Source organism: Colwellia sp. Bg11-28 (assembly GCF_002836245.1).
In the GTDB taxonomy this organism is placed as follows: Bacteria; Pseudomonadota; Gammaproteobacteria; order Enterobacterales; family Alteromonadaceae; genus Colwellia; species Colwellia psychrerythraea_A.
Map to the genome: position 1 here is coordinate 1,005,941 of NZ_PJBA01000018.1, position 15,859 is coordinate 1,021,799.

Genomic DNA, 15,859 nt, shown 5'->3' on the forward strand with positions numbered 1-15,859 from the left:
CTGTCGCGCCTATTTAAATCTAAATTTACTCGCTAGGGTTAGGTAGTTGCCATTGCTCGAATAAACCATCACTATTGGTAGTGACAATTTTATCGTGAGCTAAATAAGCCACACTTAGTATTGACGAACGACCGCGAGTCATTTCAGATTGCCATTCAGCAACTAATGCACCATCAGATACTCGCCAAAGTTTAATAACTTGCTTAGGAGATCCCGTTAAAAGTAGCGAATTATCAGCAGAAAATAATGAATCATTAAACTCAAAGAAACGTAAACTAGTATCTAATTCAGCGAGGACTTTTCCCGTTGATGAATCCCAAAAAGTACGGTCTTTGATTGCATCTAACGTAAAAACAACCTTAGCATCACCACTAATTTTGACATGGTTCACTCTTGAACCATGAGAAAATTCCTGAACATTATCCCCTGAGCCAGTTTTCCATAAACGTGCTTTTTTATCACTTGAGCCAGTCAATGCAATTTCACCGTCATCAGACAAGCTCACCGAATTTATATCTAATCGATGTTTATCAAAAGTGCTGACCTTATTGCGCTTCACATCGATGATACTCGCTTTACCGCTGCGAAAGCCTAATAATATTTTTCTGCCATTTGCAGATATATCCATATCATTGATAATATTATCTGCAACTTGCCACTCACCTATGTGTTTATTACCCTGCATCGAATACAAACGCACCGACACTTGATTCGATACTAAATAAAATTGATTATTTTCACTAATATCAAGCAACTCGATGAATTGCGCATCATTACCCATTAAGCAATGTAATGGCGATTTCACCTGCTTTTTACTCCATAAACACACTGTTTTACCATCAGCAACTAAATTAAGCTGACCATCTTTAGAGAGTGCTGAGGCTGCAATGATGTTATCACTATGACTTAACGCTAATTCTGACGTACCGGTATGAACGTCTTGTTGGCTACAACCGAAAAGGCTTAATAGGCTTACCGCACTTATTAGCATTGCAACTTTTACCATACTCAAACATTCCTTAATAAATTTGTGATGACATTGGGAATCATCCATGACTATATACGATTACTCACTGTGCTAAAAATGATTAACTGTATTTAATCGCATAAAAAAATACTTGGGAACAAAAGCATATATCGCTATAGTTAGCTTTCAACTAATCAATTTAATCAAGTATTCGGTCACATAGGAAGTCACCATGGACAGTATTAACACTTCAGCTTTAACAACACAATTCTCTGCCACAGACACTTCGCGTTCAGCGCAGACAGCTACGGTGCCAGTCGCAAGTACATCCATTGTTGATACTCCTCAACAATCCGAAGCCAGTGCCCCAGATAAAAGTAAGCAATTACAACCAGACCAACTGGCATTATCTGAAGAAGCGAGAGCTAAATCGGCTGAAGCCGAAGCAAGCACAAAAGAAAAAGATGAAGGGAAGAAAAACATAGATGCAAGTAGCTTAAGTGGTGCTATGTCGCCAGCAGAAGCGGCGGCCGCAGAGAAAGCTAAAGAAAGTGATCTCGATACACAAATTCGAGAATTATCAATGGAGATCCTCGAGTTAAGTGTAAAAGTTCAAATGCTACAAGACAAAGAAGATAAAGCGTCAGTAAAAGAGCGCCAATCACTTGAAGTAGATTTAGCGATGAAAAAAGGTAAACTTGAAGCTTTGTTAGAGCAAAAGTTACAACAGGCTGGTGCTGGTCAATAGTCCCTAATCAAAAAGGGTAAAACGAGTGGCTATCGTTTGCCAATATCATTACCATCAAAATTTTAGCCCGCCTTTATTTAAGACAATAATATCGATTTTACTGAAATGAGGCTCATATATAAAGTAGTACAAAAACTTATGCGTATCATAATCTATCTCTTGTTTTCGTTAGCTTCAGTGTCTGTACATGCAGAGACAATTGCCCCCTTCACTACTGACGGATGCAGCGTTTTTCCTGATGGTACCTTTGAGCAGAAAGAATTATGGCTATCTTGTTGTACCGCTCATGATTATGCTTATTGGCAAGGCGGTACCTATGAAGGCAGGTTAATCGCTGATGAACAACTTCAGCAATGTGTTGCTAAAGTGGGTGAACCACAAATAGCGAAGCTCATGTTAATGGGTGTTCGTGCAGGGGGAAGTCCATATTTCCCGACGTCGTTTCGATGGGGATATGGTTGGTCATACCCTCGATTTTATCAAGCATTAACGATAGAAGAAAAAAGACAAATTAGCACGCTAGCAACTAGCCCGGTTGAAAGAAACCAGTAGAGTAATGATAACCTGCTATCGCTCTACAACCCTCATACTCAAAGGAGTTCACCCTAATATATTTAAGATTCAGTCATTAAATCTGCAAGTGCATGTTCAATATCGCTATGGTTAAAATGAAAACCATGACTGAGCAATTTTTGCGGATAAATATTCTGGCTTGTCAATAATAGCTCTGCACCTTGTCCCATTAAAATATTTAATACAAATGCAGGTACGCTAAACCAAGTGGGCCGATTAACTTCTTTGCCTAATGCCTTAGTAAACACTTCATTAGTTATTGCCTTAGGAGAAGTGCAATTAATAGCACCTTCAATACACTTTATTTGTACACTAAAATGAATAGCGTGAATCATGTCATCTATATGTATCCAGGACATATATTGTTGGCCATTACCAAGTTTTCCGCCTAAACCTAAAGAAAAGGGTAAACGCATTTTCTCTAATGCTCCACCATCACTTGCTAATACGATACCAGTACGTAATAACACCACACGACAGTGTTCTTTGGCTTTAAGTGCAAGTTCCTCCCACTTTTGGCAGAGGGTGTGCGCAAAATCAGAATGAGTAACTTTTGCATCTTCATGCGTTGATACAGCACCCGTTTCACCATAATAACCTATGGCTGAACCACTAATTAAACAACTTGGTTTATCCGTGGCGCGTGCAATCATTTCAACTATTTTTTCAGTGATGTTCCATCGACTCTGACAAATATTTTCTTTTTGTGCGCGACTCCAGCGTTTATCAATAATAGGCTCACCGGCAAGGTTAATGATCACATCAAAATAATTTTGCTCTGGTAACTGTTCAATAAACTCAATGTTTTTAGGTAAATATAGTTGTGCTTTTTGAGTGTTGCGCGTTAAAACAGTGAATTGATATTTGTGATTAAAAGCACTAATAAAGTGTCGACCAATTAAACCTGTACCACCGGTTACTAATATTTTCATATTCACTCCGCTACATTTAAGACTATTACTCTTAAGAATACGTGAGGGATATCAAATTCGATCAATTATGATCATAAAGTAAATACCAATCACGAATCAGTAATTAAAAACGCATAACATTGAGTAAAGTCGCTTTTAATAATGAGTATAGTCGCTTTAAATTAAGCTAAAGGACTGTGTTTGAAATAGTCTAATTTATATCCATGCCAAGGATTCAGAGCAGTCACATAAGTTTTGTAAATATATTTCTGTTAATTGATATGAAATATATGTCGGCTGAAATTATCTAAGTAATTTCAATCCATAAGAAGTTAACAGCCCAAGATGGCGACAAAAAAGGATACACCATGGTGCAGTTTGGATTCAAAAACCTGTTACTAATTACAATAACTGTCTTAGTCGGACTTTCCGTTTCTTTAACAAGCTATTTTTCCTATATAAAAGAGGAAAAAACCCTGACCGCTCTCATTATCAAAGAAAACAGTGAATTCGTGCGGAAACAAGCGGAGCTCATAGAACAACAATTGAATGAAAAAGCATTAGGTTTGGCCCGAATTGCAAAACTCTATGATGATCAAGGAGAAGAAGCCGGTACTGAGTATTTTGTTAAATTAACAAAAACCATTGCTTATTCGATGAACCTCAATAGCTCTGCCATTGGTTTTGAAAGTGGCGTTGGCTACTGGAATCAAACGAGTAATACTTGGCCTGAACATATATTTTCAGGTGATGTTAGAGATGAATCATATTACCAATTAGCTCGCAGAAGCTCAGGCACCGCAACAAGTGAGCCATATTTTGGTTCAATGACTTATTGGGTCAGTATCGTTCATAAAATTAAAAATGGTATGATTTCAGTTGATATGAAATTGGATTTTTTGAATGAGTTAGTTGAGAACTCCGCAGAAATACCAGGGGCTGTAGCATTAATTTTTAATCAAGACACCACCGTTTTGGCTTCGACAAGTAAAACGGTTAAAAACAAAAAACTAGCAACGAGTTACCCTTGGTTTAAAGAGGCAGCGTTAAACGCTGTTAGCCATGAAAGGGGGATATATACCTATCAATTAGATGGTGTGGATAAGTTACTGTTTGCACATCAAATTAAAATAGCTGATAAATATTGGTATTACACTTTAGGTCTAGATACAGAAGTTGCCTATGCAAGTCTGTCTAAAGCGAAGCAAAGCGCTATTATCAGCAGTATTGCCGCAACATTAATAAGTGTTATTTTGGTGTTCATCTTATTGCAAATTATTTATCGCCCTATACTTGTATTAAAAGAAACAATCACTGCACTTTCTCAAGGTAATGGCGATTTAACACAGCGACTTAAGGTAAATTCAACTGATGACTTAGGTCAAATTGCAGATGGTGTTAATCGGTTTATAGAAAGCTTGCAATCAATGATATTAGAAATAAAAGAGGCAACAACAGCACTAAATGGCAATGTCTCTAAGCTGAAAGACCAATCAGAGCATAATACCGTTATATTAAATGGCCATGTTCAAGAAACTGAGCAAGTGGTAACGGCTATTGAAGAAATGAATGCTACTGCGGGCTCTATGGCAAGCGATATTGCCAATGTCGCTCTACTAACAGATAACGCCAACAGCGCAGGTCGTGAATCGATGAAAACAGTAAGCCAAGCACAAGGGACTATTGCAGAGTTGGTTACTGACGTTGATAACTCGGTAGAAAGTGTGAGTGAAATGAGTAGTAAAACCGATGGCATAAATTCTATTTTGAGTGTTATTGGTGGCATTGCCGATCAAACCAATTTATTAGCACTTAACGCGGCTATTGAGGCCGCTCGCGCTGGTGAACAAGGTCGTGGTTTTGCCGTTGTTGCCGATGAAGTGCGTAACCTTGCAAGCCGAACCAAGTCAAGTACCGATGAGATTGAAAGTGCACTTTCTAGCCTATTAAAAGGTAATCAAACGGTTGTTGATTCAATGAGTGTCACCAAAGAGCGTTGTCAAAAAGCGGCGACAGGTGCAGGTGAAGTATCAATAAGTTTAGATGAAATGACAGGTATTGTGTCTGAGATTAATAATTTAAGTACACAAGTTGCCACTGCAGCTGAAGAACAGAGCAATGTCACCCATGAGGTCAGTAAAAATATGACCGCAATTAACGAGATTGTCGGCGAGCTAGATAACAACGGTAAACAAGCGTTTGCTGAGCTCAATAGTATTGATGATATCAACCAGCAGTTAACTGAGATTATCAGCAAATTTAAAGTGTAGTTTGTACCTACATTTACTGAAAAACCACAAAAAAACCGTAGTACTTAAAAAGTAATACGGTTTTCTTCTTTAAAGCTCAACTAGGTTCAATCGTTGCCGTCAGTTATTTTTTAACCCATTGCCCTTCAGCATTTTGAATTAAATGTCCTGGCTGAGTTTTAGCCATAGACTTTTCGCCCGCTAGCTTAGTAACTTGCTGCATAGTGATTTTATTTTTTCGCGCCAAGTTAAGGTAAATATCTTTACGTTTTTTATTGACCATATCTACCAAGTCGCTAACTTCAGTGCTTGCCACTACCACACCTAGATAACCATTAGACATTTCACCAACAAGCCCTTGCTGTTTGGCTTGATCGAGAGTAACTGCCCAAGCTGAAAATGCTATGGAAGAGGCAATTAACACTAGGCTCACTTTTCTAATTAAGTGCTTGATTGAGTGTTTTATTAATTTATTCATTATTGCTCCTAAAAGATATCACTATCGTCACTGAAAATATCATCGAGTTCTTTATCGACTTTGACTCGAATCTCATGATCAATCTTAAGATTCAAGTTAATCGTGATTGGCTCTTTAGCACTTACTTCAACTCGATGAGTGCAGGCAGTAAATAAAAATACAGCTAGCAGTGGTGCCAGTATTTTAACCATAAATGTTCCTTAATTGTTTAGTTCTTTAGTTCTTTAAACCCTTGATAATTTTGCTTTCAAAATCCTCGGTAATATTGAGTGATTCAATTAAGCCTAATAAATCATAGCTAAGATTTAAATTCAAATTTACATCATTGTCCAAATCAGGATTTCGGCCCCTAATGGCTGTATCTAATAACATATAGCCGTCATCCGCCATCGAAACTTCTGATGAGAGATGATGGTAGTGCAAGTTTTCCAAGGCGCTAAACGCCAGCTTTAATTCAGTGCTACTGGCTTTTAGTTCTTCAACCGCGGGGTTATTATAAACTTGGATAATACCGTCACCGACATTTTTTATGCTACCGCCTTTGATGAGAAAGTTTTCACCATCATATTGAATGGGTAACTGCCCTGAGACTTTTCCTGTCACGACTATACCTTGCTTTTTATCTAACTCGAGTAGTTTTTCTAAATCTATTCTAGTTAGTGCTACTTTCACTGGCAGATCTTTCCTAAAAGGCCACTGAACTTGTGGTATATCAAAACGTCCACCTAATAAGTGTCCGCGAATATTATGTGCTAATAATTTCATACTATCTTTTGAAAAGTCGATATAAGTTCTTGTTGAAAAATTATTAATGGGTGTCGCCGTTTCTATCTTGGCAATGGTCAGATTAGATGACGTTTTAGTCTGGTCTGGTCTCGATTTTATCTCACCATTTTGTAACTGCAGCTTTTGTTGCCAGTTAAGCTCTTGTAGCCAAGTACCATCAACTTCCCCAGTAACATCTTGTACCGTTAGTGTGAGTATCATTGGATTAGCTAATAGGTCATCACTATTTTTTAACTGTCCGCTTAAGTGATAGTCGATATTGCCATCAATAAGCTTCAACTCAACAGGTAGTTTCAACTTCAAAGCTAATAAATCAGTAAGCAACACATCTTGTGCCGACACAATCACACTCGGATGACGTAAATCCCCCATTAAGATAGCGGTCGCTATGGGTACATCATCGGCAATCACTTTAGTATTTATCGTTATCTCTTCGATATTACCACTGAGCTTTGTAGTTAACTTAAGTTCATCAACTTTTAATATATTAGGATAATTTAGCTGTTTTATCTGACTGTTAATATCTAATGCAAACGTCACTGATTCACTATTTTTAGACTGCGGTTGATTGTCATTTTTAGCAATCGACACTTTACCTTGCCAATGACTGATTAACGATTTTATATTCGGTTGAGCATTGGGGGTTGATTGTTGAGATTTCCTTATCGGTTCACTAACTGACTTATTTGACGGTAAGCTGAGCTGAGCTAATTCGATTGCCGTGCCTTGGGCAAGTGTTAGCTGCCAAATGTCACTGTACTGCACAATTTCCCCTATGACACTTACCTTTACTGGCTGTCTGCTATAAGGCTGTAATTGAGCAATGCTTGCTGCTCCTGTCAGTGATAATTTTGCTTTTTGTAAGTTAGTTGTTATTGCTGGATCATCATTAAAATTAAATAGTACATCGTTTAACGAGAGTTTTATTGGCCCATTTAAATTTCTACTAACAATATCAAGGCTATCGCTGGCTATAGTTTGCTGGGCAAAGTCAATTGTTAGCGAACCCAATGACTGAACTGTTAAGGAATTTATAGCATTGTCTGTGAGCACATTTATTATCTGCTGGTCCACTCTTTGCGCTGTGAGTTGCTCAAGTAACTTTTCTGCATTAAAAGCTAACTGTATGTTATTACGCTGGTAATCTTTATGAGTAAAGTCAAATTGTAGGGTTTCTCCCACTAAAGCTGTTTGCCACGACAATGTTGTCTCTAGCTCAATCGGCCCTAATGAAGAAAAACCTTGTGATGCCTCGAAAGAAAAATCAGTCATTTGATTGGTCAGAGTCAAGGTTTGCTGTTGCCAATCAAGTTGGCTATTAAGCTTCCCCGCAGCAACCCAAGAGTCATCGAGCAAGAGTGTTGATAAACTAAGAGGCAAAGCTCTTTGGTGTCTGACGAGAAATGGCCTGAGCTTTGCTAAATCTGTCGCTAAACTAGCACGAATCTCATCACCATTTTTAGTTAACGCCAAAGCAAGAACACTTTCATTCTTTTGATTAGCTAAAGAGAATGCGAGCTGCTGAGCATTGGCTGAAAATTGCCCTTGATAAGTGTGGTTTTTATTAGCTTTTTGATGGGTTTGTTTATTAGTTTTTTTATTAGTAAGGGGTTGGTAGCTAAAGGTTTTGATCTCAACCTTAATCGGAATTGAGAGCAACGCAAGGTCATTAATTTTTTTTCTAATAAGTGTGGGTAACTCACTGAATTTTACGTTACTTGAAGTAGGGTTTTCAGGGAATTGAAAATCACCTTTAGCACGTACCGTAGCTACATCAATATTTATCGCTGAAATAGCGTCGGCTATATTATCTACGTCTAACTTGCTGGGCTCAAATCGCCATTCTACCAGACTACCAATTAATTCTATTTCCGCATAAGGAGAATCAATACATATACGGGTGATCAGTAAATCAAAGTTGTTATTTACTTCAAAATCAATACAGGTTAACTCACTATTATGCTCAGTCAGATAATTATTTACTATTGATGTCACCACCGAGCTTCGACTATAAAATACCGCACTGAGTGTGATAACAAAGACCAAACATATGGCTAAGGTAAATTTAAACAACCGCAAAATAATCCCTTACCTTCAAATATGACTGTGAAATAGCGTATATCGATTACCTATATGATAACTTAATATATTGATTAACTTTATCATTATTAAGTCGTTGTGGAGATAGGCGATCAACTATTTCTAATGCTTGATGCACTTTACTGAGTCCGATTTTGTCCTCTAAAGGTAATTTTTCAAATGATTTATCATTAATTGTTTCCTTAAGTAAGGCTAATGCCTCATTAAGAGAGGTTTTAAAGTCAGGTTGCAGTTTCTGCTCTTCGACGTTTTTCAATATTTTTTTTGCAGTAGTTAACACACCAGTTAAAGCCACTATTGTTTCACTTTCAGGGATATCTTCATCATCACTGTCGGTACTCTCATCACTATCATCTTTATTTAAGCGCTCAATAAAGTCCCCAAGGAAATTAGTTAACGTGGTGGTAGAAGTGGTCTCGCTAGATTCGTTAGTGGTAGCTTCCGCTGAAGTCCCGCTTAACGTGGCATACTCACCTTTTGAAATAAGTCCAAATTGATAAAGCTTTTCTTTTAACGCGCCTACATCATCAAATGTTAGTTCTGCACCGCTAAAAAACTCACTGCTGATAGCATTAATCTTTTGCGCTCTACTTGATAAATATAAACTGTTATCAACAACAGCTGGCTCTTCACTTTTAGCAATGCTTTCAGCATGTTTTTCAGTGATTGCTTGTATTTCAGCAGTATTTTGCTGACTCACCGTTGAATTGTTATTAAAAGTGGCGCTATACAGGCCTAGGTTATTGATCATTTGGTAAATACCGTAATAAATTGACACTTTTATTACGAGCAATTTATATACCAATTACACTTGTTATTTTAATGACACTAATGCTAACAAATCTTGATAGGCTCAAAAAGCATAAGGTACTGTCGTAAGCTTTACTAAGCACCTTACTAAAGCGCTTACTAAACCGCTTACTAAACCGCTTAAAATATTATTTTTTTAAACGGTTTATTTTCTAACTATAAATATCAAATTTAAAGTAACGTGCACAATAAGGTATGACTTTTTGTTTATGGTTTAATCCTATTAAACGTCTTGACGAATAAGGTAATCAAAAGCTCCCAAAGCAGCATTTGCACCACTTCCCATCGCAATAATAATTTGTTTATAAGGGTTGTTGGTTACATCACCTGCTGCAAAAACCCCTGCAATAGACGTCTCACCTCGGCTACCTGCAATAATTTCACCGCGATTAGTTAATTCTATTTCACCTTGTAAAAACTCAGTGTTTGGCATCAAGCCTATTTGCACAAAAATACCTGCCAATGCCAGTGAATGATGTTCACCTGTACCTCGGTCGGTGTAACTTAAGCTAGTGACACGTGTACCATCACCATGCACTTCAGTGGTTTGCGCATTAGTAATAATAGTGACGTTAGTTAATGAATTAGCTTTTCTCACCAAAACATCATCTGCACGTAGCGTGTCTGCAAATTCTAAAACAGTGACATGCTCTACAATACCGGCTAAATCAATGGCAGCTTCAATACCTGAATTACCACCACCAATAACCGCTACGGGTTTGCCTTTAAAGAGTGGTCCGTCACAATGAGGACAGTAAGCAACCCCTTTGCCGCGATACTGATTTTCACCCGGTACATTCATTTCTCTCCAGCGTGCGCCAGTTGCTAATACCACCGACTTACTTTTTAATACGGCGCCATTTTCTAAGCTAACTTCAACCAGTCCTGTAGCTTCATTGCGCTTCACTTTACTCGCTTTATTACTGTTCATGATATCTACATCATATTCACGAACATGTTCTTCTAAACTAGCAACAAGTTTTGGCCCTTGTGTGGCTTTGACCGAGATAAAGTTTTCAATCGCCATGGTATCACTGACCTGTCCGCCAAATCGGTCTGCAACTAAGCCAGTATTAATACCTTTTCGTGCCGCATAAATTGCGGCGGCGGCACCTGCAGGCCCACCACCGACAACTAAAAAGTCATAGGTATCTTTATTCTCTAATGCTTTAGCTTGGCGAGCACCCGCATTGGTATCTACTTTATTTAAAATATCGGTTAATGACACACGACCCTGACTAAATGACTCACCATTTAAATACACACTGGGGACTGCCATCACATCACGATCAAACACTTCCGTTTGAAATAACGAACCGTCAATCATGGTGTGTTTTATATTCGGGTTAATGGCTGACATCATATTTAAGGCTTGTACTACATCCGGACAATTCTGACAGCTTAACGAGATGTAGGTCTCAAAAACAAAATCCCCTTCGAGGTTGCGTACTTGTTCTATTTGCTCAGCTTCAATTTTTAAAGGGTGTGAACCACTGTGTAATAACGCCATGACTAATGAGGTAAATTCGTGCCCCATTGGTAAACCTGCAAAACGCATTTCGCTATTACTCGCCACACTACGGACTAACATAGATGGCACGCGTTCGTTGGCCGCTTGTTCACTATTATTACCATTAATTTCAGTGATTAATGTTGATAATTCAGCGATTTGTGTCACTAATTGAGCAAGTTCTTTTGCCTTAGGGCTTTCATCAGTAAAGGTGATTAGCTCGACTGGAGTTTTTAAGTTGTCTAAATAACTTTTTAATTGTGTTTGTAAATTTGTGTCTAACATAATGACCTCTGAGAATATTTGATGGAAAGTGGAAAGTGATAAGGGAAAGGAACTTTAGTTTTGCTATTAATTAGCAAGTGCGAAACATCCTTATTCCGCCGAAGTTTGACTTTAGATTTGAATTAAATGCTTTCTGCTCAAGGCGCGAGGGCTGTAGCATAGCTTGCCTATGTGAAGCCCTCGTAACGCAGAGCAGTAAGCATTTAAACGAATCTAAGGAAAATTTAACTAATCCTAATTTAGATTTTGCCTACTAGGTCTAACGATGGAGCTAAAGTTTCAGCACCTGGTTGCCATGCTGCTGGACAAACTTCACCATCATGCTCGGCAACATATTGTGCTGCTTTAACTTTACGTAGTAACTCAGCTGCGCTTCGGCCTATGCCTAAGTCATGTACTTCAGCGATTTTAACTTCGCCTTCTGGATTAATAACAAACGTGCCACGAAGTGCTAAACCAGCTTCTTCAATCATGACACCAAAATTGCGGGTAATTGCGCCAGTTGGATCACCAATCATTGGATATTTGATTTTGTTAATCGTATCTGAGGTGTCGTGCCATGCTTTATGAGTGAAGTGGGTATCGGTTGATACTGAGTAAACTTCAACGCCCATTTTTTGTAATTCGTCATAGTGGTCTGCCATGTCACCTAATTCGGTAGGACATACAAAAGTAAAATCAGCTGGGTAGAAGAAAACTACTGACCATTTATCCGCAAGGTCTTTTTCACTTAGTTCAACAAATTCACCGTTGTGAAAAGCAGTAGCGTTAAAAGGTAATAATTTAGTATTAATAATTGATTGGTTCATTCTGAACTCCCGTTAAGTGTTATAAATATGTTTGAAACGTTAAAAGTGTTTCGTTGAAGACGGGGTAATAATAGAGCCAGAGGAAGAATTAGTATAATCGATGATAATTATTAATATGATAGTTAAAACCTATCATATAGTATTCTAAAGAACACTATAGTGAGCTATTTGAAAGGTTTTAGCTTTTAGTAAGAATGGATAAACTAGGTAATGATACCGTTGAGAGACTTTCTAACACTGGCCACTATCGATCTAACGCATTGCATACGTGAATAATTAGGTCTAATCACCAAAGAGATGCCTCGTACAGGCACTGGGGCTTGAAACTGACCATAATGAATAGTATCGCTAGCTAAATTTCCTTGTGCAGCAAGGGCTGGTAATAAAGTAATGCCCATGCCGCTTGCCACCATATGACGTAGCGTTTCCAAGCTTGTCGCTTGAAAACTATTATCTTCTTTAGCACCCGCAGAAAAACAATAGCCCATTGCTTGGTCTTTAAGACAATGGCCATCAGCTAAGGTTAGAATTTTTTCATCATGTAAGTCGGAGAGTGATAAATCTTTTTTATTGGCAAGTCGATGATTTTTTGGTGTTGCCAGCATCAGTGGTTCATCAAACAATTGGTATGATTCAAATTTATCCATTTCATCAAGGTAAGGCAAAATTAATACGTCTAATTTACCTTCATCCAATTCCTGCAATAATACCTTGGTCTGATTTTCATGTAGAAAGAAGTTGATGTTAGGTAGTGCTTTATTCAAGTCTGCCATGATATGTGGCAACAAATATGGCGCTAATGTAGGTATTAATCCTAGATGTAAATCACCCGCAAACGGGTCAAGCAAGGCTTTAGCACAAGATTCAAATTGTCCTGCGGCTTGTAATACTTTTCGCGCTTCTTTAACTAACTGTTCCCCAGCAGGCGTTAACATAACATTGCGGCGATGACGCTCGACCAGTTGCAAACCTAGTTGCTCTTCCAGTTTCATTAGTTGCCCACTCAAAGTAGGCTGACTAACAAAACAAGATTGAGCCGCTTTACCAAAGTGTTTATGTTTATCGATAGCCGTTAAATATTCTAAATCGCGCAACTTAATCATAGCTAAGACCTATCTTTTAATAAGAAAACAGAGAGTTTGGCTATGGTATTATGATCACGTGTTGAAAGCGAGTTTCATAACGTATGTGAAGTCGAAATGTTGCACTCAGTTTAGCTTAGATTAGCTTAAATAAAGCCACTTATAATAAGTTCAGTCATGCACATTGACTAACTATGGCCTAGCGATCCTTTAGCTAAGGGTTAACTAACTGCTAGCCAAATACCAACAGCTATCATCAAACTACCCGCAATACGATTCATCCATTTAACATTATCGCCGCGACTTAAAAATAACCGTAGACTCTTACCACCCGTTGCGTAAGCCATCATGCTAGTAAATTCGGTAAACATGATAACGCCGAGTAACATCAGTAATTGTGGTGCTACTGCGCGGTCAACACTAATAAAAGGAGGAAGCAGGGAAATCATAAAGGCCCATCCTTTGGGGTTAGCAATAGCGGTGACGAACCCTTGCGTGAATAAAGAATAACGACTGACATCGCTGGGCTTATTGTCACCTATCGACATTTTACCCCTTGAGCGCCACATATTAACGCCTATGTACGCTAAGTATGCACCACCTATCCACTTCAACACTTCGAATACATCTGGGTAGTTAAGCATAATACCAGCAACGCCAAACACAGCTGCTATCGCAACAATTGCGACACCAATGAGTTCACCAATCATCATCCACATGGTACGACGCACACCAATGCTCATGCCTAGCGTCATCGCCAATGTCATGCACATACCTGGCGTGATTGAGACAAAAAAGAAGGTAGGAAGAAAGACCGCAAGAACAGCTATATCAGGCATTCGATTCACTTTTAAGTTGAAGATAGGAAAATTCGGAGACACTGTAACAATAAAGTGCAGCATTGATTATAAAATAACGATGAATAATCGAATTTAAAAGGCTAAATGCAGAAAAGCAACGGTATAACCAAGCTATTGAGGTTTATTTAATACGAGTAGAAAAGTGATTAATATTAGAAAAGAACAAAGAGAGAAAGTAGTAGGTCATGCAGAAGACAATAATTACTGTGAGGAGCAAGTGCCCCTCGCCAGTAATAGATAAAATTGCTTAACGCAGAAGCGTAAACCAACCCATTACCATTGGTAATAATGGCATAGCAAACATTGCCACAATAATCATTGCTAAGTGTTTGAAAGAGGAGGGATCTTTAAAATCTTCTTCGTGCTGAGACATGGTCTAGTTTCCTGTACTGCGGTTAAACAACTAAAATATGGCGCGGATTTTAGCCGATATTGTTAATGATGGACAGAGAAACTTGATCTAGATCAAAGGGTATAGCGACGAAAAACTAAAAGTTAAGTCACTAATCTTCGCGTAACCAACAACTTACCGAGCAGGTATTCTAGCTATTCGATTTTGTTATTTGATATTTGATATTTGATATTTAATTAATCATCTTTAAAAATACCAACATAAGTCACTTGGCTGGTAGATTTGCTGGCTCGATACATACCTTTAGTATTGAATGGTAAGCTGATATTACCTTTACTATCTATAATAATCACACCACCCGTACCACCAACAGGCATGAGCACATCATGAATAACTTCTTTACCCGCTTGGTCAATACTCTTACCTTGATATTGAACTCTGGCACAAATATCAGCCGCTACGTTATAACGAATAAAGAATTCACCATGACCCGTTGCTGAAACAGCACAGGAAGCATTATCAGCAAAAGTACCTGCACCAATAACAGGTGAATCACCAATACGACCATAACGCTTATTTGTCATACCACCAGTAGAAGTACCTGCAGCAATATTGCCAAATTTATCAAGCGCAACAGCGCCAACCGTACCCACTTTATATTCAGTATCTAAAGCAAAGTGCGCTGCTTGGTAGTCTTTATTTTGTTGTTTAGCCTTTTTCATTTTAGCTTTAGCGCGTTGCAATGATTTATATCTATGGTCAGTATCGAAGATCTTATTATTAACTAACTTAACCCCTTGGCTTTGAGCAAAGCTTTCTGCGCCAGCACCACTTAACATCACATGTACTGATTCATCCATCACCAAACGTGCTAGATTTATCGGGTTTTCAATATGTTCAACTCCCGCGACAGCGCCTGCTTGACGGTTTTTTCCGTCCATAATTGAAGCGTCCATTTCATGAGTTTCATCATGGGTATAAACAGCACCTTTACCCGCATTAAAAAATGGTGAGTTTTCGAGAACATTTATTGCAGTGATTACCGCATCAAGGCTAGTACCACCTTGCTCAAGAACCGTATAACCTGCTTCAACAGACTCTTTTAATTTAGCACGATAAGCCGCTTCTTTTTCAGGAGTAAAATGGTCTTTTTGAATAGTGCCCGCACCACCATGAATGGCGATAGCAAAAGGAACGTATTTTGCTAAGACAGTATTAGAAAATGCAGTATTAGCAAAGGCTGATACAAGTAAAAAAGTTAACATCGGTCGCGTTATTTTCATTATTATTCCTCGTTATTCTTAGACTGTAAATCTTAGGCAGTTAATAGGTAGTAACT

The 15,859-nt window shown here is 38.3% G+C and carries 15 protein-coding genes; 3 read left to right on the plus strand and 12 right to left on the minus strand.

Annotated elements, in window-relative coordinates:
- Window positions 1-25 precede the first annotated feature (25 nt).
- Window positions 26-1,006, minus strand: coding sequence for a WD40 repeat domain-containing protein (locus CXF79_RS21520; RefSeq protein WP_011045431.1), 981 nt, complete (start codon window positions 1,004-1,006; stop codon window positions 26-28).
- 193 nt (window positions 1,007-1,199) lie between these two features.
- Here CXF79_RS21520 and CXF79_RS21525 point away from each other — a divergent pair, with 193 nt between their 5' ends.
- The gene (locus tag CXF79_RS21525) at window positions 1,200-1,715 is read left to right on the plus strand and encodes a hypothetical protein (protein WP_011045433.1); all 516 of its coding nucleotides are present in this window, start codon (window positions 1,200-1,202) and stop codon (window positions 1,713-1,715) included.
- A gap of 138 nt (window positions 1,716-1,853) precedes the next feature.
- Window positions 1,854-2,267, plus strand: coding sequence for a hypothetical protein (locus CXF79_RS21530; protein ID WP_011045434.1), 414 nt, complete (start codon window positions 1,854-1,856; stop codon window positions 2,265-2,267).
- Between the two features lie 62 nt (window positions 2,268-2,329).
- Here CXF79_RS21530 and CXF79_RS21535 read toward each other — a convergent pair whose 3' ends face one another.
- Window positions 2,330-3,220 carry a TIGR01777 family oxidoreductase gene (locus CXF79_RS21535; RefSeq protein WP_011045435.1) on the minus strand — a complete coding sequence of 297 codons (891 nt, stop codon included), beginning with the start codon at window positions 3,218-3,220 and terminating at the stop codon, window positions 2,330-2,332.
- Window positions 3,221-3,567: 347 nt separating this feature from the next.
- Here CXF79_RS21535 and CXF79_RS21540 point away from each other — a divergent pair, with 347 nt between their 5' ends.
- Entirely contained in the window at window positions 3,568-5,469 is a 1,902-nt protein-coding gene (locus tag CXF79_RS21540) for a methyl-accepting chemotaxis protein (RefSeq protein WP_011045436.1), read from the plus strand.
- 103 nt (window positions 5,470-5,572) lie between these two features.
- Here the strand turns inward: CXF79_RS21540 and CXF79_RS21545 are convergent, their stop codons facing one another.
- From CXF79_RS21545 to CXF79_RS21585, 10 genes are all read right to left on the minus strand, one after another.
- The gene (locus CXF79_RS21545) at window positions 5,573-5,926 is read right to left on the minus strand and encodes a YdbL family protein (RefSeq protein ID WP_011045437.1); all 354 of its coding nucleotides are present in this window, start codon (window positions 5,924-5,926) and stop codon (window positions 5,573-5,575) included.
- Window positions 5,927-5,934: 8 nt separating this feature from the next.
- Complete coding sequence (locus CXF79_RS21550) at window positions 5,935-6,117, minus strand: YnbE family lipoprotein (protein ID WP_011045438.1); 183 nt, start codon at window positions 6,115-6,117, stop codon at window positions 5,935-5,937.
- A gap of 25 nt (window positions 6,118-6,142) precedes the next feature.
- A complete protein-coding gene (locus tag CXF79_RS21555) occupies window positions 6,143-8,791 on the minus strand; it encodes an intermembrane phospholipid transport protein YdbH family protein (protein ID WP_101157819.1) in 2,649 nt (882 codons plus the stop codon).
- 46 nt (window positions 8,792-8,837) lie between these two features.
- The gene (locus CXF79_RS21560; RefSeq protein ID WP_101157820.1) at window positions 8,838-9,563 is read right to left on the minus strand and encodes a hypothetical protein; all 726 of its coding nucleotides are present in this window, start codon (window positions 9,561-9,563) and stop codon (window positions 8,838-8,840) included.
- 282 nt (window positions 9,564-9,845) lie between these two features.
- On the minus strand, window positions 9,846-11,417 hold the full coding sequence (ahpF, locus tag CXF79_RS21565) for an alkyl hydroperoxide reductase subunit F (protein ID WP_101157821.1): 1,572 nt from the start codon (window positions 11,415-11,417) through the stop codon (window positions 9,846-9,848).
- A gap of 239 nt (window positions 11,418-11,656) precedes the next feature.
- Complete coding sequence (gene ahpC, locus CXF79_RS21570; protein WP_011045442.1) at window positions 11,657-12,226, minus strand: alkyl hydroperoxide reductase subunit C; 570 nt, start codon at window positions 12,224-12,226, stop codon at window positions 11,657-11,659.
- A gap of 203 nt (window positions 12,227-12,429) precedes the next feature.
- Window positions 12,430-13,329, minus strand: a complete 900-nt coding sequence (gene oxyR / locus CXF79_RS21575; protein WP_011045443.1) for a DNA-binding transcriptional regulator OxyR — start codon at window positions 13,327-13,329, stop codon at window positions 12,430-12,432.
- A 200-nt stretch (window positions 13,330-13,529) separates the two neighbouring features.
- On the minus strand, window positions 13,530-14,147 hold the full coding sequence (locus tag CXF79_RS21580) for a LysE family translocator (protein WP_011045444.1): 618 nt from the start codon (window positions 14,145-14,147) through the stop codon (window positions 13,530-13,532).
- A 268-nt stretch (window positions 14,148-14,415) separates the two neighbouring features.
- A complete protein-coding gene (locus CXF79_RS23875; protein WP_011045446.1) occupies window positions 14,416-14,541 on the minus strand; it encodes a hypothetical protein in 126 nt (41 codons plus the stop codon).
- Window positions 14,542-14,756: 215 nt separating this feature from the next.
- Window positions 14,757-15,803 (minus strand): isoaspartyl peptidase/L-asparaginase family protein, encoded by a 1,047-nt coding sequence (locus CXF79_RS21585; protein WP_232769280.1) that lies wholly within the window; start codon window positions 15,801-15,803, stop codon window positions 14,757-14,759.
- Window positions 15,804-15,859: the final 56 nt, after the last annotated feature.

Coding starts and splice junctions, on each gene's coding strand:
- CXF79_RS21525 (WP_011045433.1), top strand. CDS start 1,200: ATGGACAGTATTAACACTTCAGCTTTAACAACACAATTCTCTGCCACA.
- CXF79_RS21540 (WP_011045436.1), top strand. CDS start 3,568: ATGGTGCAGTTTGGATTCAAAAACCTGTTACTAATTACAATAACTGTC.
- CXF79_RS23875 (WP_011045446.1), bottom strand. CDS start 14,541: ATGTCTCAGCACGAAGAAGATTTTAAAGATCCCTCCTCTTTCAAACAC.
- CXF79_RS21580 (WP_011045444.1), bottom strand. CDS start 14,147: ATGCCTGATATAGCTGTTCTTGCGGTCTTTCTTCCTACCTTCTTTTTT.
- CXF79_RS21550 (WP_011045438.1), bottom strand. CDS start 6,117: ATGGTTAAAATACTGGCACCACTGCTAGCTGTATTTTTATTTACTGCC.
- CXF79_RS21535 (WP_011045435.1), bottom strand. CDS start 3,220: ATGAAAATATTAGTAACCGGTGGTACAGGTTTAATTGGTCGACACTTT.
- ahpF (WP_101157821.1), bottom strand. CDS start 11,417: ATGTTAGACACAAATTTACAAACACAATTAAAAAGTTATTTAGACAAC.
- CXF79_RS21530 (WP_011045434.1), top strand. CDS start 1,854: ATGCGTATCATAATCTATCTCTTGTTTTCGTTAGCTTCAGTGTCTGTA.
- CXF79_RS21545 (WP_011045437.1), bottom strand. CDS start 5,926: ATGAATAAATTAATAAAACACTCAATCAAGCACTTAATTAGAAAAGTG.
- ahpC (WP_011045442.1), bottom strand. CDS start 12,226: ATGAACCAATCAATTATTAATACTAAATTATTACCTTTTAACGCTACT.
- CXF79_RS21560 (WP_101157820.1), bottom strand. CDS start 9,563: ATGATCAATAACCTAGGCCTGTATAGCGCCACTTTTAATAACAATTCA.
- CXF79_RS21585 (WP_232769280.1), bottom strand. CDS start 15,803: ATGAAAATAACGCGACCGATGTTAACTTTTTTACTTGTATCAGCCTTT.
- CXF79_RS21520 (WP_011045431.1), bottom strand. CDS start 1,006: ATGGTAAAAGTTGCAATGCTAATAAGTGCGGTAAGCCTATTAAGCCTT.
- oxyR (WP_011045443.1), bottom strand. CDS start 13,329: ATGATTAAGTTGCGCGATTTAGAATATTTAACGGCTATCGATAAACAT.